At 51.9% G+C, this 24,260-nt stretch carries 17 protein-coding genes; 2 read left to right on the top strand and 15 right to left on the bottom strand.

Annotation, left to right across the window (positions count from 1 at the left end):
• The first annotated feature begins 41 nt into the window (after positions 1 to 41).
• The gene (gene xseA, locus ACJHW7_RS04380) at positions 42 to 1,412 is read left to right on the top strand and encodes an exodeoxyribonuclease VII large subunit (protein ID WP_000937891.1); all 1,371 of its coding nucleotides are present in this window, start codon (positions 42 to 44) and stop codon (positions 1,410 to 1,412) included.
• Here xseA and ACJHW7_RS04375 read toward each other — a convergent pair.
• The 15 genes from ACJHW7_RS04375 to yfhM form a co-directional block, all read right to left on the bottom strand.
• On the bottom strand, positions 1,409 to 1,624 hold the full coding sequence (locus tag ACJHW7_RS04375) for a zinc ribbon domain-containing protein (RefSeq protein WP_001295478.1): 216 nt from the start codon (positions 1,622 to 1,624) through the stop codon (positions 1,409 to 1,411). The two genes, xseA and ACJHW7_RS04375, sit on opposite strands and share 4 nt — an antisense overlap.
• Before the next feature lie 68 nt (positions 1,625 to 1,692).
• On the bottom strand, positions 1,693 to 3,165 hold the full coding sequence (der, locus tag ACJHW7_RS04370) for a ribosome biogenesis GTPase Der (protein WP_000249410.1): 1,473 nt from the start codon (positions 3,163 to 3,165) through the stop codon (positions 1,693 to 1,695).
• Between the two features lie 117 nt (positions 3,166 to 3,282).
• On the bottom strand, positions 3,283 to 4,461 hold the full coding sequence (gene bamB, locus ACJHW7_RS04365; protein ID WP_001177048.1) for an outer membrane protein assembly factor BamB: 1,179 nt from the start codon (positions 4,459 to 4,461) through the stop codon (positions 3,283 to 3,285).
• 10 nt (positions 4,462 to 4,471) lie between these two features.
• Positions 4,472 to 5,092 (bottom strand): ancillary SecYEG translocon subunit YfgM, encoded by a 621-nt coding sequence (yfgM, locus tag ACJHW7_RS04360; protein WP_000409205.1) that lies wholly within the window; start codon positions 5,090 to 5,092, stop codon positions 4,472 to 4,474.
• A gap of 17 nt (positions 5,093 to 5,109) precedes the next feature.
• Positions 5,110 to 6,384, bottom strand: coding sequence for a histidine--tRNA ligase (hisS, locus tag ACJHW7_RS04355; RefSeq protein WP_001107167.1), 1,275 nt, complete (start codon positions 6,382 to 6,384; stop codon positions 5,110 to 5,112).
• A 110-nt stretch (positions 6,385 to 6,494) separates the two neighbouring features.
• Positions 6,495 to 7,613, bottom strand: a complete 1,119-nt coding sequence (gene ispG / locus ACJHW7_RS04350) for a flavodoxin-dependent (E)-4-hydroxy-3-methylbut-2-enyl-diphosphate synthase (protein ID WP_000551807.1) — start codon at positions 7,611 to 7,613, stop codon at positions 6,495 to 6,497.
• A 26-nt stretch (positions 7,614 to 7,639) separates the two neighbouring features.
• Complete coding sequence (gene rodZ / locus ACJHW7_RS04345; RefSeq protein WP_001544016.1) at positions 7,640 to 8,653, bottom strand: cytoskeleton protein RodZ; 1,014 nt, start codon at positions 8,651 to 8,653, stop codon at positions 7,640 to 7,642.
• A 284-nt stretch (positions 8,654 to 8,937) separates the two neighbouring features.
• Complete coding sequence (locus ACJHW7_RS04340) at positions 8,938 to 10,092, bottom strand: bifunctional tRNA (adenosine(37)-C2)-methyltransferase TrmG/ribosomal RNA large subunit methyltransferase RlmN (protein ID WP_021557078.1); 1,155 nt, start codon at positions 10,090 to 10,092, stop codon at positions 8,938 to 8,940.
• Positions 10,093 to 10,241: 149 nt separating this feature from the next.
• Complete coding sequence (gene ndk, locus ACJHW7_RS04335; protein WP_000963837.1) at positions 10,242 to 10,673, bottom strand: nucleoside-diphosphate kinase; 432 nt, start codon at positions 10,671 to 10,673, stop codon at positions 10,242 to 10,244.
• A gap of 140 nt (positions 10,674 to 10,813) precedes the next feature.
• The gene (locus tag ACJHW7_RS04330) at positions 10,814 to 11,668 is read right to left on the bottom strand and encodes a 4Fe-4S dicluster domain-containing protein (RefSeq protein ID WP_000948591.1); all 855 of its coding nucleotides are present in this window, start codon (positions 11,666 to 11,668) and stop codon (positions 10,814 to 10,816) included.
• Positions 11,668 to 12,489, bottom strand: coding sequence for a dimethyl sulfoxide reductase anchor subunit family protein (locus ACJHW7_RS04325; protein ID WP_000544900.1), 822 nt, complete (start codon positions 12,487 to 12,489; stop codon positions 11,668 to 11,670). The genes ACJHW7_RS04330 and ACJHW7_RS04325 overlap by 1 nt, the downstream gene beginning before the upstream one ends.
• Positions 12,482 to 13,111, bottom strand: coding sequence for a DMSO/selenate family reductase complex B subunit (locus tag ACJHW7_RS04320; protein ID WP_021557079.1), 630 nt, complete (start codon positions 13,109 to 13,111; stop codon positions 12,482 to 12,484). Before ACJHW7_RS04320 ends, ACJHW7_RS04325 begins: the two co-directional genes overlap by 8 nt.
• Positions 13,108 to 15,489, bottom strand: a complete 2,382-nt coding sequence (locus ACJHW7_RS04315; RefSeq protein WP_021557080.1) for a DMSO/selenate family reductase complex A subunit — start codon at positions 15,487 to 15,489, stop codon at positions 13,108 to 13,110. Before ACJHW7_RS04315 ends, ACJHW7_RS04320 begins: the two co-directional genes overlap by 4 nt.
• A gap of 163 nt (positions 15,490 to 15,652) precedes the next feature.
• Positions 15,653 to 17,965, bottom strand: a complete 2,313-nt coding sequence (pbpC, locus tag ACJHW7_RS04310; protein WP_021557081.1) for a peptidoglycan glycosyltransferase PbpC — start codon at positions 17,963 to 17,965, stop codon at positions 15,653 to 15,655.
• Entirely contained in the window at positions 17,966 to 22,927 is a 4,962-nt protein-coding gene (gene yfhM, locus ACJHW7_RS04305; protein WP_021557082.1) for an alpha2-macroglobulin, read from the bottom strand.
• A gap of 206 nt (positions 22,928 to 23,133) precedes the next feature.
• On the opposite strand from yfhM, the gene sseA reads away from it, so the two are divergent.
• Complete coding sequence (gene sseA / locus ACJHW7_RS04300) at positions 23,134 to 23,979, top strand: 3-mercaptopyruvate sulfurtransferase (RefSeq protein ID WP_000108625.1); 846 nt, start codon at positions 23,134 to 23,136, stop codon at positions 23,977 to 23,979.
• Positions 23,980 to 24,260 lie beyond the last annotated feature (281 nt).

Genomic DNA, 24,260 nt, shown 5'->3' with positions numbered 1-24,260 from the left:
CGACTGAATAACCTGCTGATTTAGAATTTGATCTCGCTCACATGTTACCTTCTCAATCCCCTGCAATTTTTACCGTTAGTCGCCTGAATCAAACGGTTCGTCTGCTGCTTGAGCATGAGATGGGACAGGTTTGGATCAGCGGCGAAATCTCTAATTTCACACAACCGGCTTCCGGTCACTGGTACTTTACACTCAAAGACGACACCGCCCAGGTACGCTGCGCGATGTTCCGCAACAGCAACCGCCGGGTGACCTTCCGCCCACAGCATGGGCAACAAGTTTTAGTTCGCGCCAATATTACGCTCTACGAGCCGCGCGGCGACTACCAGATAATCGTTGAGAGTATGCAGCCGGCCGGTGAAGGGCTGCTGCAACAGAAGTACGAACAGCTCAAAGCGAAGTTGCAGGCTGAAGGATTGTTCGATCTGCAATACAAAAAACCACTTCCCTCCCCTGCGCATTGCGTTGGTGTGATCACCTCAAAAACCGGTGCTGCGCTACATGATATTTTGCATGTGTTAAAACGTCGCGATCCTTCTCTGCCGGTGATCATCTACCCCACCGCCGTTCAGGGCGATGACGCGCCGGGGCAAATTGTTCGCGCCATTGAACTGGCGAATCAGCGCAATGAGTGCGACGTGTTGATCGTTGGGCGCGGCGGCGGTTCGCTGGAAGATTTATGGAGTTTTAACGACGAACGCGTAGCGCGGGCGATTTTTGCCAGCCGCATTCCGGTCGTCAGCGCCGTCGGGCATGAGACGGATGTGACCATTGCCGATTTTGTTGCCGATCTGCGTGCACCAACACCGTCGGCTGCCGCCGAAGTGGTGAGCCGTAATCAGCAAGAGTTACTGCGCCAGGTGCAATCGACCCGTCAACGGCTGGAGATGGCGATGGATTATTATCTCGCCAACCGCACACGTCGCTTTACGCAAATTCATCACCGATTACAGCAACAGCATCCGCAGCTCCGGCTGGCACGCCAGCAAACCATGCTTGAACGCCTGCAAAAACGGATGAGCTTTGCGCTGGAAAATCAACTTAAGCGTGCCGGGCAACAGCAGCAGCGATTAACACAGCGGCTGAATCAGCAAAATCCACAGCCGAAGATTCATCGCGCGCAAACGCGCATTCAGCAACTGGAATATCGTTTAGCAGAAACCCTGCGCGCACAGCTTAGCGCCACGCGTGAACGTTTCGGTAATGCAGTAACGCACCTCGAAGCCGTAAGCCCACTGTCAACGCTGGCGCGTGGATACAGCGTTACTACTGCTACTGACGGCAATGTACTGAAAAAAGTGAAGCAAGTTAAAGCGGGTGAAATGCTAACCACACGTCTGGAAGACGGCTGGATAGAAAGTGAAGTAAAAAACATCCAGCCGGTAAAAAAATCGCGTAAAAAGGTTCATTAAGCCAGCACGAATTCAACGCGTTTTTTCGATATCAAGCCATGCCCGTGCTGACAGAAGTAATCTACTGCACCGCAGGCTTTTAACACCTGCAACGGTTGATGGCAGTCCGGGCAAAGAGCTTTCATTTCAATAAATTCCCCGCAGGATGGGCAACGCGCATGGCCGTTATCCTGATCAAGCACATGCTGACATTGTGGACAATGCAGTTCCATATGAATTCCTCCGGTAGCCACCCCTCTACATTCATAGAGGGAATGGCAGATAAAATACTTACGGATAATTATTTATTTTTCTTGATGTGCTTCATCAGACGCTTACGTTTACGCATCTGGGTTGGCGTCAGGGTGTTACGCTTGTTCGCATACGGGTTTTCCCCTTCTTTGAACTGAATACGAATCGGCGATCCCATTACGTCCAGCGATTTGCGGAAGTAGTTCATCAAGTAACGCTTGTAGGAATCAGGCAGGTCTTTCACCTGATTACCGTGAATCACCACAATCGGCGGGTTATAACCACCGGCGTGGGCATATTTCAGCTTCACACGACGACCGCGTACAAGCGGCGGTTGGTGATCTTCAACAGCCATCGTCATGATGCGCGTCAGCATAGAGGTCCCCACACGACGGGTGGAGCTGTCATACGCTTCACGTACTGATTCAAACAAGTTACCAACACCACTGCCGTGCAAGGCAGAGATAAAGTGCACACGAGCAAAATCGATAAAGCCCAGACGGAAGTCCAGCGTTTCTTTCACCTGCTCTTTCACTTCCTGACTCAGGCCATCCCACTTATTCACCACAATGACAAGTGAGCGCCCACTATTGAGAATAAAGCCCAGCAGCGAGAGATCCTGATCGGAAATACCTTCGCGCGCATCAATCACTAACATCACCACGTTGGCGTCTTCAATGGCCTGCAACGTTTTGATTACGGAGAATTTCTCTACAGCATCGGTGATTTTGCCGCGTTTACGTACGCCAGCGGTGTCAATGAGCACATACTCACGTCCATCGCGTTCCATTGGAATGTAGATACTGTCACGCGTCGTACCAGGCATGTCATAAACAACAACGCGCTCTTCACCAAGAATACGGTTAGTGAGTGTAGACTTACCTACGTTCGGACGACCCACAATCGCCAGTTTGATCGGCAGACTTTGCGGGTCGAAGTCGTCTTCCTCTTCTTCTTCGCCGTTCTCTTCCGCTTCAAATTGCGCCCAGTATTCAGCGTCTTCGTCGACTTCCTCTTGCGGTGCGAGATCTTCCATCCACGGCAGTAGCACATGCTCCAGCAGACTTAATACGCCACGACCGTGAGACGCGGCGATCGGGTAGATTTCACCTAAACCAAGCGAGTAGAAATCAACCACTGCCTGATCGGGATCCAGACCGTCAGTTTTGTTTGCCACCAGGAAGGTCGGTTTTTCACGGGAGCGCAGATGTTTGGCAATCGCTTCATCTGCCGGCATCAGGCCCGCGCGCGCATCCACCATAAACAGTACGACGTCCGCTTCTTCAATCGCCAGCAGCGACTGTTCCGCCATGCGGGTTTCTACACCGTCTTCTGTGCCATCAATCCCGCCGGTATCAATACAGATAAACTCACGGCCTTCAATTTCCGCACGACCGTACTTACGGTCACGAGTCAGACCCGGGAAATCCGCAACCAGCGCATCTCGGGTGCGAGTTAGACGGTTAAATAACGTGGATTTTCCTACGTTAGGGCGCCCGACAAGCGCGACCACAGGTACCATGTTTAAAGCCTCATTTTTATAAATCATCAGACAACGCACGCTATATTCGCGTCGTTGTTAAAAACAGGAAAACGGCCCCTGTCCAGGAGCCGTTTTCAAAGTGAACGACAGAGACGATTAACGTGTAATAGAGTACACGGTTCCGTCTTTTGCCTGGATCAGCAGTTTGCCGTCAGCGGCAACCGGTTCAGTCTGGAAACCGGAACTATCAACTTTTTGCTGGGCAACGAAACGACCATCTTCGACGTTAATCCAGTGCAAATAACCTTCACTGTCACCGACCACCAGGTTGCCATTATACAGCACCGGAGAAGTCAGCAGGCGATGCAGCAGATCGCTTTGTGTCCACAGCGTAACGCCGCCATCAATGGTCAACGCCATCACCCGGTCATTTTGATCGACCAGATAGATGCGATTGCCGTCGACGATGAAATCATTCACCGAACCCAGTTCGCGTTTCCACATAATCTGACCACTGCGCAGATCAAGCGCCGTCAGGTTACCATTATAGGCCAGCGCGAAAACAACGCCGTTAACAACGACGGGAGTCGTGTCAACATCGCTCAGACGGTCAATTTCGGTAGAACCGGTCGCCTGGGAAATACGCTGCTGCCAAATCATCTGGCCCTGTTCCATCAGCACTGCGCTGACGCGACCATTATCGCCCCCCACGACGGCCGCACCAAAAGCCGTTGCCGGCGCAGACTCGCCACGCAAAGAGAGCGAAGGCATATCGAGGTTAACTGTCCATTTGACAGCGCCGTCAGCTTCGTTCAGCGCTTGTAACTGACCGTTACTGGTGTGGATTAACACCAGACCGTCGCTGACCACCGGGCGCGAAAGTGCTTCACCCGCGACTTTAGTTTGCCATGCCACAGTACCATCGCTGGTATTCAGCGCGTAAACCTGCGCCTTTTCGCTGCCAATGTAGACATGTCCACCAGACACGGTCACACCGCCAGAAAGTAATGCAGGCTCTTTAGAGAACCAGCCATCTTTCTCGGCCAGGCTGACAGACCAGATTTCTTTGCCATCATCCGCATTCAGCGCTTTTACTAAACCAGCGCGGTCCGCTGCATAGACAACGTTGTCCGCCAGTGCCGGATGAAGATTGGAATAGAAGTTGCCAATGCCGCTACCAACGGAAGTGCTCCACGCCGTGGTCGGCGTAAACTGGTTTTCAACGGTTGGCAATGGGGACATCTTTACCACATCTTCTTCGCTGTTAAACAGCGAACAGCCGCTTAAAAGGGTAACGGAAAGCAGTCCTGGCAGCAGTAATTTACGCAATTGCATCGGGTCCCTCTCAGATGGACAAATTATTAATTTTCATCTGCATCATTTCGCTCAGTGCCGGAGTAACATCGCTTTTCACGCCTGCTTCCCATGCACTACGCGCACCTTGCTTATCACCTTTGCTCAGCAATGCTTCACCACGCAGGTCGGCAACAATGGCAGCCCACCCTTCACCTTTGATGGTATCAAGGGTTTTCAGCGCGGCATCAGCCTGCTTGAGCTGTACCTGAACGCGAGCAAGACGCAGATTTATCACGGCTTTGAGATTTTCATCGCTCGTGTCTGCCAGCCCCTGTTGTAACTGGGCGGCAGCTTTCTCTAGTTCATTTTTGTCAACAAATTGCTGCGCAAGTTCCAAAGAAGCCAGCGCACCATAAGTATTTTTATTTTCAGCAGCAAATTTTTCCGCCGCCGGGATGCTATCCGGTTTGCCTTCGCTCACTGCGGTAACCGCATTTTGATAGGCAAGAGAAGCGGAGCGTGCAGAATCAACCTGATGGCTGTTCCAGTAGCGCCAGCCAATCAGTGCGCCAACGCCCAAAATCACCCCAACAGCCAGTGCTTTGCCATTTTCAGCAAAAAAGCGTTTAACCGCTTCTACCTGGTCGTTTTCGTTCTCGTAAATTTCCACGCTGTCCTTCTCCTTCCTTAACCCAGTAACGTGCGCAAATGCGCGGCTACGCTATCCTGCGCAACTGCCGTTTGCTCACCAGAGCGCAAATCCTTCACTACTGCTGTGCCGTTAGCCACTTCAGACTCACCCAGCACCACAGCAACGCGGGCACCCCATTTATCAGCACGGGCAAACTGTTTCTTAAAGTTGCCGCCGCCGTGGTTGGTCATCAATTTCACGCCCGGTAATTCATCACGCAGACGCTCAGCTAATGCCATAGCCGCAGATTGTGTATCAGCACCTGAAGCCACCAGGTATATATCGACAACAGGATCGGCTTTAAATTCCGGATTAACGGCCTGTACTAACAATACAAGACGTTCGAGGCCCATCGCAAAACCGACAGCCGGTGTTGCACGACCGCCCAGTTGTTCCACAAGACCGTCATAACGACCGCCTGCACACACGGTGCCCTGGGAGCCGAGACTGTTAGTCACCCACTCGAAAACGGTACGGTTATAGTAATCCAGACCACGCACCAGACGCTGGTTTACGGTGTAAGCGATCCCCGCGCTCTCCAGCAGTTTGCACAGACCGGCAAAATGCTCACGAGATTCCTCGTCCAGATAATCACCTAATGCCGGAGCGTCGTTGAGAAGCGCCTGCACTTCCGGATTTTTTGAATCCAGCACGCGCAGCGGGTTAGTGTACATGCGGCGTTTGCAGTCTTCGTCCAGCTTTTCTTTATGCTGCTCAAGGAATGCCACCAGCGCATCGCGGTAATTGGCGCGTGCTTCCAGCGAACCGATAGAATTCAGCTCAAGAGTTACGTGTTCGGAAATACCCAGCGCGCGCCACCAGCGGGCGGTGAGCATAATCAGTTCAGCGTCGATATCCGGACCTTGCAGACCGAAAACTTCGCAGCCCAACTGATGGAACTGACGATAACGCCCTTTCTGCGGACGCTCGTGACGGAACATCGGCCCGATATACCACAGACGCTGTTCCTGATTGTACAGAAGACCATGCTCGATGCCGGCGCGTACACAGCCCGCCGTCCCTTCAGGGCGCAGAGTCAGGCTGTCGCCATTGCGATCCTCAAAGGTGTACATCTCTTTTTCAACCACGTCGGTGACTTCACCAATCGCACGTTTGAATAGCGGGGTCTGCTCTACAATCGGCAAGCGGATTTCACTGTAACCGTAGCTGCCGAGCACGTTTTTCAGTGTGCCTTCAATGCGCTGCCAGATGGCCGTTTCGCCAGGCAGGTAATCGTTCATGCCGCGAATGGCTTGAATGTTTTTTGCCACGTTTATTCTCTTTCTGAATATAAAAATGAACCCTCAACGCTTCCCTCAATGTTTGGGGAGCCATGCGGGTTCAATCATACACGGGAAGCGAGGCGCTTCCCATCACGTTATTATTTTTCGACCTGCTGAACGTCAATTCGACGCGCTTCGTCCAGCTGACTGGCTTTCGCACGAATGCGTGCTTCCAGCTGGTCGATCATATCGTTGTTGTCCAGACGGTCTTTGCGCACGCCATCTTCATAGAGGCCGCTTTTCTTGTTGCCGCCGGTGACGCCGAGTGTAGAAACCAGCGCCTCACCTGGGCCATTCACCACGCAGCCGATAATCGAAACGTCCATCGGAGTGATGATATCTTCCAGGCGTTGCTCCAGCGCGTTAACCGTACCGATAACATCAAACTCCTGACGCGAACAGGTCGGACAGGCGATGAAGTTGATACCTCGCGAACGGATACGCAGCGATTTCAAAATATCGAAACCGACTTTGATCTCTTCGACCGGATCGGCCGCCAGTGATACGCGCAGCGTGTCGCCGATGCCTTCAGACAGCAGCAGACCTAAGCCAATGGCGGATTTTACTGCCCCGCTGCGCGCGCCACCCGCTTCGGTGATCCCCAGATGCAGCGGCTGATCGATTTGTTTTGCCAGCAAACGATAAGACTCAACAGCGAGGAAGACGTCAGACGCTTTCACGCTGACTTTGAACTGATCGAAGTTCAGGCGATCGAGATGATCAACATGGCGCATGGCGGATTCCAGCAACGCCTGCGGCGTCGGTTCGCCATACTTTTCTTGCAGATCTTTTTCCAGCGATCCGGCGTTAACGCCAATACGGATCGGAATGTTTTTATCGCGCGCACAGTCAACCACCATGCGAATACGCTCTTCATTACCGATATTGCCAGGGTTAATACGCAGACAATCGACGCCGTATTCCGCTACTTTCAGCGCAATGCGATAGTCGAAGTGGATGTCAGCCACCAGCGGCACGTTAACCTGCTGTTTGATGAGTTTGAACGCTTCTGCCGCGTCCATCGTCGGTACGGAGACACGGACGATATCAGCGCCAACGCGTTCCAGCGCCTTGATTTGATTGACCGTTGCTTCGACATCTGTCGTACGCGTATTGGTCATGGACTGTACGGCGATGGGAGCACCATCGCCAATCGGCACATTCCCAACGTAAATACGTGTTGATTTTCTACGTTGAATTGGAGCCTGGTTATGCATGAAAAATCTCCCGCGTTACCCGTCTGTTACTGCGCCGGTGATTGTTCGGCATTGAGGGTCAGACGCGCAACCTGGTTAGTTCTGATAAAACGACTCAGATCGACAGGTTTCCCTTGATACTGGATCTGTACTGCGGCTGGCGCACCAATTTTCAGTTTGTATGGTGCCTGGCCGGTTAAGTTCAAATTACCGTCTTTACGCTGCATACCGCTAAACAATTTTTTACCGGTAGCATCAGTGACCTCCAGCCAGCAATCGGCAGTAAAGTTCATCACCAGCGCATTCGGATCAGCCACCGGCGTGGTCACGCCAGCCTGATCGGTTGGCAACGGCGCAGCACCATCTGGCGTTGTTGCTGCCGTTGATGCCGGGGTCGCGGCGGTATCAACATTTGCCTGCGAAGGCGAAACAACCGCATTCTGTTGCGGATCAACAGCTGGTGCTGGCGCAGTTACGGCAGGTGTTTGCGTGTTGGTTGCGGTAGTATCCACAGACGCTGGCGGCGTGGACGTTGTAGCCGGGTCTGTAGTTGTCGACGTATTTAACGGAACACTCTGCCCCTGCTCGCTATTACTGCTCAGTTCCGCCGAAGATTGATCGGCCATAGTGGTGATCTCTTCCTGCTGAGCTTTGTGGTCTTGCCACCACCAGGCACCGCTCAGGCCGATAACCACAAACAACACCAGCCAGGTGAAGGTCATCAGCCAGCCGTCGCGTTTTTTGCGGCGTTTACCGAGGGAAAAACTCTGCATCGGCGCAACTTTTGCAGCCCGTAGTGGAGCCTGCTTTTCCAGCCCTGGCAGCAGTTCTTCTTCTGGAATATGTACCAGACGCGCATAAGAGCGGATATATCCGCGCAGGAATGTTGAAGCAAGATCGGCGGGTGCCTTATCTTCTTCAATGTCGCGTACCGTGGAAACCTTCAGGCAAAGTCGCTCGGCAACGGCCTGCTGACTAAGTCCTAGTTGTTCGCGAGCATTACGCAGGCGAGCGCCGGTAGTAAGTGCTTCATTTTGGTCGTGCGTGGCTTCAGTATTCATTCGCTGCAGGTACGTTTAAATGAGAATTGAGATGCCGGTGAACCATCATGCTCACCCACACCGCGAAACATCCGTTAAGTTAACCGTTATCATACAGTATAAGACCGTCTGTGTGCTCGTGACAAAGTCCACATTCACTAAGGCTAACTTACTGTTGCATCGTTACATACTGCCTTAAAGTCAGCAAAAACGCACCGTTAATATTGACCAGACAATTGCAACTTAATACTTCATTCATAAAACATTACGCCACGGTACATAAAGTAACCGTGGCGTAATGGCTATCAGACCGCTTTAATGTCGATGGCTTCACCCTGCATCCGTTTACGCAGGGTACGTTTCGTACGGTCGATAACATCGCCCGCCAACTGACCACAGGCAGCATCGATATCATCACCACGCGTTTTACGCACAATAGTGGTGAAACCGTAGCTCATCAGCACTTTTGAGAAACGGTCGATACGGCTGTTCGAGCTGCGTCCATACGGTGCGCCCGGGAACGGGTTCCACGGGATCAGGTTGATCTTACACGGCGTATCTTTCAGCAGTTCCGCCAGTTGGTGCGCGTGTTCAGTGCCGTCGTTAACGTGGTCAAGCATCACGTATTCAATAGTGACTCGGCCTTGATTGGCGTTGGATTTCTCCAGATAACGGCGCACCGCAGCAAGGAACGTTTCGATATTGTACTTTTTGTTGATCGGCACAATTTCGTCACGAATTTCGTCGTTCGGCGCGTGCAGGGAAATTGCCAGCGCAACGTCGATCATATCGCCCAGTTTATCCAGCGCTGGAACTACACCGGAAGTGGAAAGCGTCACGCGACGTTTAGACAGGCCAAAACCGAAATCATCAAGCATGATTTCCATCGCCGGAACGACGTTGTTCAGGTTGAGCAGCGGCTCGCCCATGCCCATCATCACTACGTTAGTGATTGGGCGCTGACCGGTGACTTTTGCTGCGCCGACGATTTTCGCCGCACGCCAAACCTGGCCGATAATTTCCGATACCCGCAGGTTGCGGTTAAAGCCCTGCTGGGCGGTGGAACAGAATTTACACTCCAGCGCACACCCCACCTGCGAAGAGACGCAGAGCGTGGCACGGTCGTCTTCCGGGATATACACCGTTTCGATGCGCTGATCGCCTACGGCGATCGCCCATTTAATGGTGCCGTCAGATGAACGCTGTTCTTCAACCACTTCCGGTGCGCGGATCTCCGCCACCTCTTTCAGTTTGCCGCGCAACACTTTGTTGATGTCGGTCATCTCATCAAAGTTGTCGCAGCAATAGTGATACATCCACTTCATCACCTGATCGGCGCGGAAGGGTTTTTCACCTAAATCTTTAAAAAACTCCCGCATCTGCTGACGGTTGAGATCCAGCAGGTTGATTTTTCCATCTTTCGTGGTGACGTTTTCAGGTGTGACTAATTGTTCAGACATATGCTATTCCGGCCTCGTTATTACACGTTATGGCCCCTGGAGGGTTGAAAAAAGAAACGCCCCGGTGAGCGGCTGCTCGTCCGGGGGCGCTGCATTGTACAAATTCTGGCGCACGGATGCCACGTTTGCACGCGGCATTTACGAAATTATTAACGGGTGCGCGGGCACACTTCGCCTTCGCCGAAGAAATAAGCGATTTCGCGAGCGGCAGATTCGACGGAGTCAGAACCGTGGGTACCATTTTCGGTCAGGCTGTCAGCGTAATCAGCGCGCAGAGTACCGGCCAGTGCGTTTGCCGGATTGGTCGCGCCCAGCAGATCGCGGTGACGCTGAACGGCGTTTTCACCTTCCAGCACGGAAACCACGATCGGGCCAGAGGTCATGAATTCAACCAGACCATCAAAGAACGGTTTTCCATCGTGTTCAGCATAAAAGCCACGAGCCTGTTCAACGGTCAGGTGCAGCATTTTGGTGCCGACAATTTTGAACCCTGCAGCTTCAAAGCGCGCAAAGATATTACCAATGACGTTTTTTGCTACCGCGTTCGGTTTGATAATGGAAAAAGTACGTTCAATAGCCATTTTTACCTCTGTAAATTGTTCTGTTGTTGTCTGTACCAGCGTACGAGATGGCGCGGATTATAATGAGCAACAGAGCCGTTGACTATTGATGAAGGTAACATTTTTTTAAAATAAAATGAGTTTTAGCAACAACTCGACTTTTATGGTGTTCTCATCCCATAACGATGACGTTGGCAATAAAGACAATTTTGCGCATTTTGCTGAAAAGTAAGAAAGGATTTTTGACAGGTTTTACAGACTTTGCGATTAGCATGAAGATTCACAATTTTTGCCGGTAGAATCGTCAATTCAACGGTCATTGCCTGATGAAAACAAACAGCAATACAATTTTGGCATCCGTTACACAAGGCATCATTGATTTGTAAATGGCCTTCGTTAAGCGAAAAGACCTGTTGCTCGCAGGCCCGCCAGCATGCACCGCAAAGCTGACACTTTTGAGGATCCATCATCGGGCGAGCATCACTAATCTGGGGCCATAAATAATGTAACCGACGTAATCCTGGTTGTATTTGTGTCATCTGAACATCCGCACGCTGCACATGGAACAAACGACGCCGGGAAACATTCACCTCACTGGTATGTGGAGATACCACAGACCAGCCTTCCTCGCCATATTGCCGTAAGCGTTCGTTTAACAGCAATAATGCGCGCTCCCATGCCTTCGCCTGACTCAGATCAATCGCGATCGCTGTGATCCCCTGCTCTTTATGCCATAGCAAAAGTTCTTCCAGCGTCGGCGCAATAGTGGTGAAAGGTGCGACCAGGGTGTGATTGCGAAAATAACGTAAAGGGGAATTAACGCCACGAATAGCCTCTTGCGGACAAATAAACTGGCAAACCGCACACTCAATACATTGTTCCGCGTCGACCGCTATGCCCTCTTCTGTCAGCGTTAGCGCCTGTGCCGGGCAAGCCTCGACACAGGCATGACATGTTGCAAAACGAAAGCGTTGGCGCGCGCATTCCGCGCCAATCGTTATGTTATGACTTAACATTAGCCGATACTAAAAAAGACAAAACGCAGCATAACTTCACTCCCCACTAGCATTACGCTACCGAATAACGCCGCCGGGATATTCTTTTTACAACCACCGACAGCAAAGAACATCATCCCAATGACGGAAATTCCCCAGCTTAGTGTCAGTATGGGTTTTAACTGTCCCAGCATCGCTAATGGCGCATGTGGCAATGTGGCTATCTGCATCGCATTTGCCGTTAAATCCCCTATCCACAACGGCTGAACCAACAAACGCAGCAGAACCAGGAGAGCGATCACCAACACGCATCCATTACGCAGGGCATCAATCTGCGGCAAAATTCCGCTAATACGAAACACTGCTACCAGCGCTGAACCGAGAATTCCCACTGTACCTAAGAACATAATCAGCGTGTTGTAATGCTGCCAGGTGATAATCGACGTATGGATGTAAACTTGCGCCATGCAGAAAACATCAACAATCCCGACCACTGCCGCTAGAATAAGCAGGAGTTGCCAGCCGCCTTTGCGTAACATGACCAGTAATGTGGATAAACCCAATAGCGCCAGATACAGCGCACCAAAGATAATTTCCCGACTCAGCCATGAACTGGAAAAGTGGCTTAGCGCATGCATCGCATTAAGTGGATAACCCAGATGTAAGGTAGAAATCAGTAACCCTACGGCACCTGCCAAAAAAGCCAACAGTAATGGCGGCCGCATAACCGGGCGGGCGCTGGAGGTGATTAAAATATGACGATGAAGAAACGCCAGCCACAACGTCATACCGACCGATGCCTGTAACAACAGCGTAAAAGCCATTAACGGTAATTCATGCATGATGTGACGCCTCCTTTTCTGCGCCCTGATGCGGTTTAATCACCAGATTTGGCTGCGTAATCAACGAATCAGGTAAACCTTTCACATCACTGACATCGCCATACTTTTCACGCAACTCATCAATAGGGCCGAACTTAATCGCCCCCAACGGGCACGTTGCCACGCAAATGGGTTGTTCTCCTTTAGCTTGCAGATCAATACAGAAATCGCATTTCGACATCTGCCCGGTCTGCTCATTCATTTGTGGTGCGCCGTAAGGACAGGACCAGGCGCAGTAACCGCAACCGACGCACTTATCAGTATTCACGCGCACAATACCGTCTCCGGGACGCTTATGCATCGCCATCGTCGGGCAATTTTTGGTACAGATCGGATCCGCGCAATGGTTACAGGAAACAGAAAGGGTATAAGCAAAGACATTATGACTCACACCGCCCTCTCCAGTGGCGATGAAGCCACCTCCGTTCACTTCATACACGCGGCGAAAACGTCGCCCAACCTCAAGGTTGTTTTTGTCTTTACAGGCCACCTGACACGCTTTACAGCCCGAACAACGCGAAGAGTCAATAAAGAACCCTAATTGTTTGTCGCTGACAGATGCAAATTCTTTAAATTGGCTCATGCTTTCTCAACCTCCACCAGCATTGTTTGATGCGAATTCCCTTTCGCCAGCGCCGTAATGCGGGTCGAACTCAGTACATTGGCACAGCCTCCGCGATCGATACCTTGTGCATCCGGTTGCCACCATGCCCCCGCCTGCATAGCAACTACGCCAGGGATGATACGGGGGGTTATTTCCACCGGGATAATGCTCACACCACGATCGTTATAAATTTTTACGCTATCTCCTTCGACAATCCCGCGCTGTTTTGCATCTTGCGGATTCAGCCAGAGTTTTTGCGTCTGAACTTCTTGCAGCCACGGGTTAGCATACTGGGTGGAATTAGCACGGTTTTTCCCTTTCCAGGTGATGAGCTGCAGCGGGTATTTCGCCGTCAGTTTATCTTCTGGCCCTTCAAAGGCAGGGACATAGTGCGAAAGCGCGGGAATTTCTGGATCTTGCATATCAAAAAGACGCTTAGAGAAGATCTCAATTTTGCCGGAAGGCGTCGGGAAAGGATTATTCTGCGGATCGCGAATATTTGCTTCGAAAGCGATGTGCGGCGCACTTTTAAAAAGATGTCGACGTGTTTTTTGCAGGGTCGCGAAGTCCGGCAAATTTTCATCCGGCATCGCCAGACGAGTTTGCTCCCAGATATGCTCGATCCATTGCTTCTCATCACGTCCTTGACTGAACTCGGCTTCGACACCCAGTTTTTTCGCCACGTCACGCAACCAGTCATAATCGGTGCGACGTTCAAAATCCGGCTCAATCAGTTTTTCTGACAGAATAAGATAGCTCGCCGTTCCCCATGTTTCGCCGATATTCCAGCGTTCCATAAAGCTGGTTTCCGGCAGCAACACATCGGCATATTTCGCGCTCGGAGTCATGAACAGATCGCTGAGTACGATGAATTCTATTTTAGATTCGTCTTCAAGGAGCTTCGCGGCCTGGTGGACGTCCGGGTTCTGGTTCGCCAGATAATTACCTGCCAGTGAGAACAGCAGGCGGATATTACTGTCGAGTTTATCGACACCTTTAAGCCCATCTTGCGGCGTAACTTTAGAAGCATCATCCGCCGCCTGCATCCAGTTCATAATCGAGATTTTCGCTTGTACCGGATTTTCTGGCATATCTGGTCCAACGCAGAATTTACGATTAGAACTACCGCCGTAACCTGCCGCCCAGCCACCTTTGATGCCGACGTTACCGGTAATCGAGGCCAGTAAAGTTGAACCTCGGGCGGTGCGTTCGCCGCAAATATGTCGCTGTGGCCCCCATCCCTGAATCAACGCTGCGGGTTTTATAGTGGCGTAATCGCGTGCCAGTTGACGAATGGATTGTGCTGGAACGTGGGTAATTTTTTCTGCCCATTCCGGCGTTTTGTGTATCCCATCTTTTGCGCCAAAAAGGTAGGCAACCAACGATTCGTTGGCTGGTACGCCTTCTGGCATAGAGTTTTCATCAAAACCGAGAGTATATGTGTCGATAAATGTCTTATCGTGGAGATTCTCGCTGATAATGACGTACATCATCGCGTCCATCAACGCATTGTCCGTGGTCGGCAGCAGCGGGATCCACTGATCGGCAAGCGAAGATACAGTGTCGGAATAACGCGGATCTACCACGATAAAACGCGTACCGTTTTGCTTCATTTTTTGAAAAAAGTAATTGGTGTGACCGAAGATGGTTTCCGTTGGGTTATGCCCCCAGAGGATCACCAGTTTGGTATCCAGAAGAGTATCCATCGAGTTACCGCTGGCCGCCACGCCATACGTGTAAGGCGTTGCCGCCGCAGTATTACCCAGACTAACTGAGTGATAATATTCAAGATAACCACCGGTTAAATTTAACAGCCGACGCGCCATCGCATCGCCAGAAAATGTTCCACCAGAAACAGCCGTCCCGACATGGACATAACGTGAAGCCGGGCCATATTGTTGCGTGATCCTTTTCAGGTTATCGGCAATTAAGGTCGTCGCCTCATCCCATGAAATACGCTCAAATTTACCCTCGCCTCGTTTACCTACCCGCTTCATCGGATATTTCAAACGGTCTGGATGATAAACAAATTTACGATAGCCGCGACCACGAACACAGGCGCGCATAATCGGCATTTGTGGATCCAGTTCGTTATCGGGAAGCGTGGTAATTTGCGTCACCACACCGTCGCGCATATGCGCCCGAATATCGCACTTACCACCGCATTCAAATGTGCTACAGGTGGGCACGACTTTATCAGCCACCGGAGCTGTAACTTCTGGCGACGCATCTGGGGATTGCGCCTTTGCGGTAGAAGAAATAAAAGGCAAAGTGATAAGCGCGGAAGTCGCTTGTAAAAAACTACGTCGTGATACTTGCGGAAATGTAATGCGTTCCTTTTCGTCTGGCGTATCCATCTTGCGTTCCCGAAAATGAAAAAATAAATATTCACGTATTTATTCGAGAACAATGCTGATAACAATCAAATAATTAGTCGTTTAAAAAAACGTGAGATTATTAAATTATTAATGCATTCCAAATATAAATACCATAATTAGATTAATAAATATTTTGTATATTTCACTGAAATGAAAAATGTACTGACGCGATTTGCCCTACGTCATCCATCACCAGCAATTGATAATCACCTTTATCCGTCAAATGCAGGGTCACGTTGCGCCCGCGTTCAGTTAACGGTTCGCCATTCAGAAACCACCAGCGTTCACCTGCCCCTCCACTTGATTGCAACGGCAAAGTCGCTTCCGCTGCGCCCGGTAAACGTTTAATAATCTCGCCATCGCGAACGCCTGTCAGCTGCAGCGGGAGCTGGGCATCGTGACCGTATGGCGGGCAAATTGTCGAGGCCGGTGGTAAGCGCACAGCGCGACGTTCTGATGCGGGCAACCAGGGTTCCAGCGGTAGCGGCCAGACATTTATCATTTCTTGTTGCGCCTGAGGGCAATCAGCGGCAACACGTTTGCCATTTTCATCCAGCCAGATGGGGAAACGAATGCCATTAATGCCTTCCTGCTCCGGCAGTAATAGAGTTGGCGGCTGACTCCCGTCCAGCAGCCAGGTTGCCAGGCGGCGGCGACAGTTACCGTCACCTTCCGGCAAAGACTGTCCGCCCGGCCAGCAAATAACGCCACGAGTGACTGAGTTCGGGCGCGGGTCTTCCGGCAGATTAGCACTGCGCGACAGTAAGATATTATTGACCTGATTCAACAATGGTACGGCACTGGCAAAGCCAAACTGACCAACAACGGGCGTGCCGTCCGGTCTGCCAGTCCAGATCCCAATGACATAGCGAGCGTTAACCCCAATCGCCCAGGCGTCACGATAGCCATAGCTGGTGCCCGTTTTCCATGCCAGTGGGGCGACGCGCGGCAAGGCACCATCCGGCAAGGGTTGCGCTTCATCAGCCATAATCCGGCGAATGATCCACGCAGCCCCCGACGACATTAAAGGCCGTTCAAGCAGCGGATCGTCAGGCTGTAAGCGCAATTTGCCTGCCTTGCCCTGGCGAGCAAACGCGGTATACGCTGCCGCCATATCTTCCAGTTTTGCACCAGCGCCGCCGAGAATGAGCGAAAGATTCGGCGCCGCACCGTTGGGCAAATATAACGGCAATCCAACATTGCGTAACTTTGCCGCAAACCGTTTCGGTCCATAGGCTTCCAGTACCTGCACAGCAGGTAAATTCAGCGAGCGCACCAGCGCCTCGCTCATGCTGATCGGGCCATGAAAACCGCTATCAAAGTTACCTGGTCGATAATCACCGGTGCGCCGGGGGACGTCTTGCAACAGCGATGCCGGATGGATCAAGCCTTCATCCAGCGCCAGACCGTAAACAAACGGTTTGAGCACCGACCCTGGCGATCGGATCGCATTGACCATATCAACATGACCAAAGCGTGAATCATCGTTGAGATCAACCGAACCCACCCAGCCGCGAACACGCATATCGGTATGATCAACCACGATCATCGCCAGTGAGCTGCGCGGTGGTAATCGTCCTTTCCAGTTTTGCGCCAGTTCTTCCAGACGTCGTTGAAGACCGGCATCCAGCGTAGTAACGATTTTGTCGCTTTTGCTTTTACCGAGCATCATGCGCGAAAACAGCGGTGCCAGTTGCGGCATTTGTCGGGGTGCCAGCCAGATGGGTTCTTCCCTTGACTCTTTTACCTGCTCACGGGACCACACACCTTGCACGGCCATCCGTTCGAGCACTTTATTACGCGCGACTTCGGCACGCTCCGGCCAACGATCCGGGCGAAGACGGCTGGGCGCTTGCGGCAAAACCGCCAGCATTGCCGCCTCGGAATAGCTTAAATTCGCAGGCGACTTTCCGAGATAAGCCCAACTTGCCGCACCGATCCCCTGCAACGTACCGCCAAACGGAGCGCGGTTAAGATACAAGGTCAGAATTTCACGCTTAGACAGATGCCATTCCAGTTGCAACGCGCGCCAGAGCTGGCGAATTTTGCCGCCAAATGTTTTGGGGTGAGGATCAAGCAGACGAGCAACCTGCATAGTGAGCGTGCTGCCACCGGAAATAACCCGTCCCGAAGTGAGATCTTGCCATGCTGCGCGCGCCACCGAGAATGGATTCACCCCCGGATGCTTCCAGAACCAGCGATCTTCATAATTGATCAGCGCTTCAAGGTAACGTGGAGAAACATCTTCGATTGTTACCGGATAACGCCAGATGCCGTCAGCATCGGCGAAGCGCCAGAGCGGCGTACCATCCTGCGCCACGACCACTCGTGCGGGATTGACTTCATGCAGCGGTAGAGGCCAGAGTTTATCTGCTCCCCACGCTGCAAGAAAAAGGAGAAAGGGCGCAGCTGCCAGCGTTATCCAGCAGCCGCGTTTGGTTAACAAGCGAGGCATTTACGGTCTGACAATCAGCAAATCTTCAGCCGCGCCGGTCGCCCGCCATTGGGGAACATACATTGATTCCACCATCGGTTGCGGTACCTGATACGTTCCCGGCGTCACCGCCCGCGCCAGATACACCAGCGTTACCGGTTGGTATTCATCAACGGCAACCGCCGCCACAAAGCGATCGTCACGGAACTCAATGTGCTTAATACTCGCCTGCTGCATCTGGTTCAGTAAGTTCTGCACTTCGCCACCACTTTGCTCCAGGCTGGCGCTACCGTTCGCCAGATTCTGGTTTTCCAGTTCCAGACCCGCAGGCAGCAGATCCACGACTAACGCATCCGGCACGCTGTTACTGGCTTTTACCTGCAACCAGACCAGCACCAGATCGCCGCTACGTAACGAGTCCAGCGATTTGCTCTTACCATCAGTACCAAGAATATGACGCTCGATTTGCAGCACATTGTTCGCCGGTAAAGGTGCGGATTGCGGATAACCGCTGGCATCCACACGCAGCCATAACGGCTGATCGCCACTGTTGGTCACCTGCAAGGTAGCAAGTTGATCGCTATTCAGATTGCTGTTTTGCGCTTTCTCGCCTGTCAGCGGCTCAGCTGAGAAAGAGGTTTGCGCCTGCCATTTACCCGGTAAATCCTGAATCGTACGGGCAGCCAGGAACAACGCGTTACTTTCCTGCGTCGATAGCCAGCGTTCACCAAACGCCTGCTGCGAAAGTGTGTTCAGCAAAGTGTACTGCTCATCGGGTAGCAGTTTATTTTCTTCCAGCAAGGAGAGCATCAACGCGTTGTCGCGCAGTGGACTACCGTAATCACCCAGCCATATCCGCTCATCACTATTTCTCGGCGTTTTCAGCGCCAGCGCAATCGCTTCTTCACCACGCGTCGCATCACCCATGGTTTTCAGCGCAACGCCAAGTTGCAGCAGCGGTAATCCATACGCAGCATCTGCACGATGCTCCCAGATTTCACGCAGCGCACCCAGTGGTGCTTTTTGCTGACGGGCCAGCACCAGCGCAGCGTAAGACTGTACGGCGAATTTACTGGCTTTGAGATTATCCGCGTACGGGATCGACATCATGCCTGGATCTTGTAAATAGCGCAGCAGACGCTCATTACCCCGGTTAATGACGTCTGTCGGCACGCTGTAACCCTGTTCGCCTGCGCGGACCAGGAAATCCATCACGTAAGCCGTCAGCCAGTACTCTTCGTCACCGTTTTTATCCCACAGCGCAAAGCCGCCGTTATCACGTTGCATTTGCAGCAAACGGGAAATGCCGATATCGACCGATGCACGGCGTTTCTCATCACTGTCGCCTTTGATGCCCAACGCCTGCAGTTGGGCTGCGTTGGTATAAAGTGACGGGAACAGGCCGCTGGCGGTTTGCTCAAGACAGCCGTACGGATACGCTTTTAACTCTTTGATATAACGTGCGATGTTCAGCGGTGGTTTGCCGCTCAACAACAATTGCCCTTCCAGCGTAACAGGCGAGAAGTTTTGCAATCCATCCGCCGGAATCGCCCATGTCTCACCAGGCTGCAACGCCGTACCGTAATTAACCGTTTGTGCCGGGAACGCCGGACGGACGCCGATTTTCCACTGCTTATGCTGATCGGCAACGGTTTCACCCGGTAACGCTAACCCGCTAATGGTGGCCTGAATTTCTCCATCGCCATAACCCGGCAATGCTCGCACCGGGATAAACAGCGTAGTACGCACACCTGGCGCTAATTCAACGGCTGCGGGTGAATCGCTGACCAGTTCAAGCAAACCACTGGCGGTCAGGGCAACGTTCAGTTTTTGCGGTTTATCGGTAAGATTAGTGATATCCAGCGTCAGACGCGAGGTATCACCACTCGCCATAAAGCGCGGCATGTTCAGTTCAGCAATCACCGGTGCGGCAACTATCACTTTGCTTTCGTTGCTACCGAAGTCATCTGCCGTCCAGGCTTGCGCCATGACGCGCAATTCACCGTTAAAATCGCCAATCGGCAGTGTAACCGAGCCTTCGCCCTGTTCGTTGAGCGTTACCGGCAGCGCCTGCTGCGCGACAATATTGACGTGATTGACCGGCGGTTTACCACCACGTTTCAGCTCATCACCATCGCCACCGAAACGCAGAGCTGCCAGACGCCCCTGACCTTCAATAACCTGACCGTAAATATCGTAAATGTCTGCGCCATAGCGTTTCTGACCAAAGAACGCCTGCCACGGATCTGGCGTGACGTAGTCAGTAAGATTCAGCACACCACTATCAACGGCAGACACCAGCACATTCACCTGTTTAGGCTTCTCGCCATTTTTAGTGCTGGCTTTAATTTTCACGGTTAATGGTTGATTGGGACGCATTTTTGCTGGTGTTTCCAGCGCCAGATCGAGGCGACGGTTTTCATCACCAAGCGGCAGATGCAACACACCAACCGCGCGTTTTGGCGTCGCGGAGCGAGATTTATCGCCAGGACGCACCACCAGCGTACTCAAATAAAGATCATGACGATTCCAGGTTTTATCGACCGGAATCGTCAGATCCAGCCCTTGAGCCGGAACATCAATCTCTTGCCACCACAGCGGCCCTTCACTGGACTCGACCATCGCATAACCTTTACCCGCCGTTGGCGCGGCAATATGCAACTTAATGGTATCGCCAGGGCGATAACTGGCTTTATCCAGTTTCAGCGTGACACGGTCGGGTCGCACGGCACCGCTCCCGTCGCTGTTGTCCTGCCAGCTATAGCCAGCCCAGAAACGCACACTACTGACCGCTTCATTCGGCGCTTTGACTTCCAGACGATAAGCGCCCCACTCTACCGGGAAACTGACCTTGCCGGTTTCGTCCGCTTTCAGATCCAGAGTTTGTTCATTTTCAATCAGATCTTTTTGATCAAACTGTGATTGCCAGCCTTCATCTTCTGACCAGTTCCAGTAGTAATCGCGGCGTTCGCGAATCAGGCGCACCTGCAAGCCCGACACGGCTTTTTTCACGCCTTGCGCATCGCTATAAACGATGTCAAAAGCGGCGTTACTGCCTTCATCAACAATGGGCTGTTTCACCGTGCTGTCAGTGCGATAATCGTAAACCGATTTCGAGGCGAACTGCGGACGGAGCCCCGGCAATGCATCGGCAGGCCAGATAGCCTGCTCAGCGCGGCGCGTCACTGGGCGACCGCCCGATTCCAGCAAACTACCCTGGAAAATAACCTGTAATGGGGAATGCGTTTCCTTCCACTGGCTTTCTGTAGAAACTTCGCCGCGCCCTTTATCATCCAGCGTCAACTGAACTTCATCCAGCGTGCGGGAAAGGTTTTCGGCAGCTATATCGCCGAATTCAAAACCAGGTAAGGCTGACACAGCCTCACGCAGTGGGCGCAGGAAAAGTTGCCCTTGCAAAGTATTACCATTAGCAGGTGCACCGTACAGGTAGTATCCCACCACGGAGAATTTCACTTCATCATTCGGCGTAAGCGGGGTTTTCTCACCGGTCAGATTCAGCGCCATACGCTCTGGCATAAAATCTTCGACGTGGAAATCCCACATCCGATACTGGTTATCGCCCGTGTTAGCGCGAATATGCCACATACCGGTTGCCGCATTGCTATCGAGTGACCAGGTAAAGTGGTAGAGGCCATTTTCCGGCTGACTAACGACGCTCCTGAGTACCTGCCCATCGGGTTTAATCACTTCTAACTTGATGGGTTGATTGGGCAACGCTTTACCGTCTGCATCACGCAGCAAACCATTGAGGATGACCGTTTCACCCGGGCGATAAAGATCGCGCGGGCCAAACATGAAAAACTGTTTGCTATAGCCTGGCGCGCCAGCAATGTTAAATTCTGCTAAGTCCAGCGCCGGAAGTTTTAAATCGAGTAGCGTTGTCTGACCGTCTTTACGTGCCAGCAATAATGCGGCGTTTTTATCATTTTCCAGCTGCACATGCCCCTGAGCGTCACTGGTTGCCTGAGTCAGAGTCTGCCCTTTCTCATTTAATAAAGAGACTTCAATTCCTTGCTGGGCCGCGCCGTTTTCCAGACTTTGGGTAAAGATATCCAGACGATTGTGATAACGGTGAGCTGAAACGCCGATATCACTTAACGTAAACAGCGTCGCGGGATTACTGTAATCGTAACGTCCAGCCTGATTCATCACAGCCAGATACACGCCCGCCTGCTGAAGCGGTTTGATATCGCCCAGCGGCAGCAATAATTTTTCACGGGTGTTACGCGCAGGATTGAGATCAAACCGTCCGGTGTAGACCAGATCCGCCATCTGCAGCAGTTTGTCTGACTGCCAGTTCGCCAGCGAATTGCGGTATTCCCATTGGCTAATGAATGCTGGCAGAGATTCTGGCTTAACGCGGAAGAAGTTAACATCGACATTATTAACGTTGAGCGCCATTACCGGCAGCCCTTCAACGACTTTACCAGGCAGCAGCGAACCACGGCTGGCAAAACCGACGCTGGGTTGGATGTCGCGGGTAGTTATAGTTTTTTCGTAATCTTTACTGAAGGTTGCGTTGTTGAGTGCTTTGACCTCCTTGCCAATAGTAACGATCAAATCACGTTTCGGTTCGAGGTGGCGTAAACGCAGCTCTTTAAGATTATCTGACAGCTCCCAGGCACCATCCACTTTGCCGCTTTTTTTATCGACGACATGAATAACGCGTGAGAAATCCTGATCCGGGTCGAGAGGGATGGAGAACGTCAGCACCAGCGTGGCTGCACCATCAAGTTGGACTTCAGAGAGATCCAGCAATGTCAGCGCCTTACCGGCACTCTGTTGTGCCAGTTTTTGTCGCTCCGGCACGGAGAGTTTTGCTGAACTCGCGTTTTCTGAAGAGGCCGCTTTAGTAACTTCAGAAGGCGCATCTTTTTTCACCGCTGTTGGCGCGTTATCGTTGTTGTCGCACCCTGCCAGCGCCAGCATTAGCATGCAGGCGGCTACGCGTAACTTTTTCATTTTTCATCCCTGCCACAATGGCCCGTTAGCAACGTCGAATAATTATTATGCGTGAGAATTTACGTTATGTAATTCAGTATCACGCCCATACAATCCGAATTTTAGTGAGAATTGTGGCTCAGACAGCCAAATCAGCCTCTTTTGCTTGTCGCTTTTCACTAAACATCCGACAATTTAGCCTAACCCCGGCAAAAATGGAGATGCCTATGTCCACGACATGGTTTGTAGGAGCCGACTGGCTCGCCGAACATATTGATGACCCGGAAATTCAGATTATCGATGCCCGCATGGCGTCGCCTGGACAGGAAGATCGTAACGTTGCTCAGGAGTATCTGAATGGACATATTCCCGGCGCAGTGTTTTTTGATATCGAAGCGCTTTCTGATCACACTTCCCCGCTTCCGCACATGCTGCCGCGCCCGGAAACGTTCGCCGTGGCGATGCGTGAATTAGGCGTTAACCAGGATAAGCACCTGATTGTCTATGACGAAGGTAATCTTTTCTCAGCCCCACGAGCATGGTGGATGCTGCGCACCTTTGGTGTAGAGAAAGTGTCGATTCTGGGGGGTGGACTTGCAGGCTGGCAGCGCGATGATCTGTTGTTAGAAGAAGGTGCAGTAGAGCTGCCGGAAGGAGAGTTTAACGCCGCGTTTAATCCTGAAGCAGTGGTGAAAGTAACCGATGTGTTATTGGCAAGCCATGAAAATACGGCGCAAATTATTGATGCCCGCCCGGCTGCACGTTTTAACGCAGAAGTTGATGAACCTCGCCCAGGTTTACGTCGCGGACATATTCCCGGTGCATTGAACGTTCCGTGGACGGAACTGGTGCGCGAAGGCGAACTAAAAACGACCGATGAACTGGATGCGATATTTTTTGGTCGCGGCGTCAGCTATGACAAACCGATTATCGTCAGCTGCGGCTCTGGTGTAACAGCAGCCGTGGTTTTGTTGGCACTCGCGACGCTGGATGTGCCAAACGTAAAATTATACGACGGTGCGTGGAGTGAATGGGGCGCACGGGCAGATTTACCGGTTGAGCCATTGAAATAAGCTTTATACAGGCAATAAAAAACCGCCGAAAATAAAAAACCGCCGAATTTGGCGGTTTTTTATTGCTGGTCTGGTTCGCGGCCTTTCCAGCAGGTTGACTTGTGTTGCCGGAGCAACACAGGCACCCCACAGTGTTGAAATACTCTCTTTTATGCCTGGCTGTGTCAAGATAATAAACAGAGTAATTATTCAAACATAAGAGTATTATTCTTAATGGCCCTTTTCGCCGTCTCGCAAACGGGCGCTGGCTTTAGGAAAGGATGTTCCATGACCGTAAATAC

The sequence above is a fragment of the Escherichia sp. WS1152 genome (assembly GCF_046487665.1).
GTDB classification, from domain to species: domain Bacteria; phylum Pseudomonadota; class Gammaproteobacteria; order Enterobacterales; family Enterobacteriaceae; genus Escherichia; species Escherichia coli.
Note: the sequence above shows the minus strand (reverse complement) of the source record. Positions and strands in the feature narration are given on the sequence as shown.

Excerpts from the sequence above, each read along its gene's own strand:
- xseA (WP_000937891.1), top strand. The coding sequence starts at position 42 with ATGTTACCTTCTCAATCCCCTGCAATTTTTACCGTTAGTCGCCTGAAT.
- ACJHW7_RS04375 (WP_001295478.1), bottom strand. The coding sequence starts at position 1,624 with ATGGAACTGCATTGTCCACAATGTCAGCATGTGCTTGATCAGGATAAC.
- der (WP_000249410.1), bottom strand. The coding sequence starts at position 3,165 with ATGGTACCTGTGGTCGCGCTTGTCGGGCGCCCTAACGTAGGAAAATCC.
- bamB (WP_001177048.1), bottom strand. The coding sequence starts at position 4,461 with ATGCAATTGCGTAAATTACTGCTGCCAGGACTGCTTTCCGTTACCCTT.
- ispG (WP_000551807.1), bottom strand. The coding sequence starts at position 7,613 with ATGCATAACCAGGCTCCAATTCAACGTAGAAAATCAACACGTATTTAC.
- rodZ (WP_001544016.1), bottom strand. The coding sequence starts at position 8,653 with ATGAATACTGAAGCCACGCACGACCAAAATGAAGCACTTACTACCGGC.
- ACJHW7_RS04340 (WP_021557078.1), bottom strand. The coding sequence starts at position 10,092 with ATGTCTGAACAATTAGTCACACCTGAAAACGTCACCACGAAAGATGGA.
- ndk (WP_000963837.1), bottom strand. The coding sequence starts at position 10,673 with ATGGCTATTGAACGTACTTTTTCCATTATCAAACCGAACGCGGTAGCA.
- ACJHW7_RS04330 (WP_000948591.1), bottom strand. The coding sequence starts at position 11,668 with ATGTTAAGTCATAACATAACGATTGGCGCGGAATGCGCGCGCCAACGC.
- ACJHW7_RS04325 (WP_000544900.1), bottom strand. The coding sequence starts at position 12,489 with ATGCATGAATTACCGTTAATGGCTTTTACGCTGTTGTTACAGGCATCG.
- ACJHW7_RS04320 (WP_021557079.1), bottom strand. The coding sequence starts at position 13,111 with ATGAGCCAATTTAAAGAATTTGCATCTGTCAGCGACAAACAATTAGGG.
- ACJHW7_RS04315 (WP_021557080.1), bottom strand. The coding sequence starts at position 15,489 with ATGGATACGCCAGACGAAAAGGAACGCATTACATTTCCGCAAGTATCA.
- pbpC (WP_021557081.1), bottom strand. The coding sequence starts at position 17,965 with ATGCCTCGCTTGTTAACCAAACGCGGCTGCTGGATAACGCTGGCAGCT.
- yfhM (WP_021557082.1), bottom strand. The coding sequence starts at position 22,927 with ATGAAAAAGTTACGCGTAGCCGCCTGCATGCTAATGCTGGCGCTGGCA.
- sseA (WP_000108625.1), top strand. The coding sequence starts at position 23,134 with ATGTCCACGACATGGTTTGTAGGAGCCGACTGGCTCGCCGAACATATT.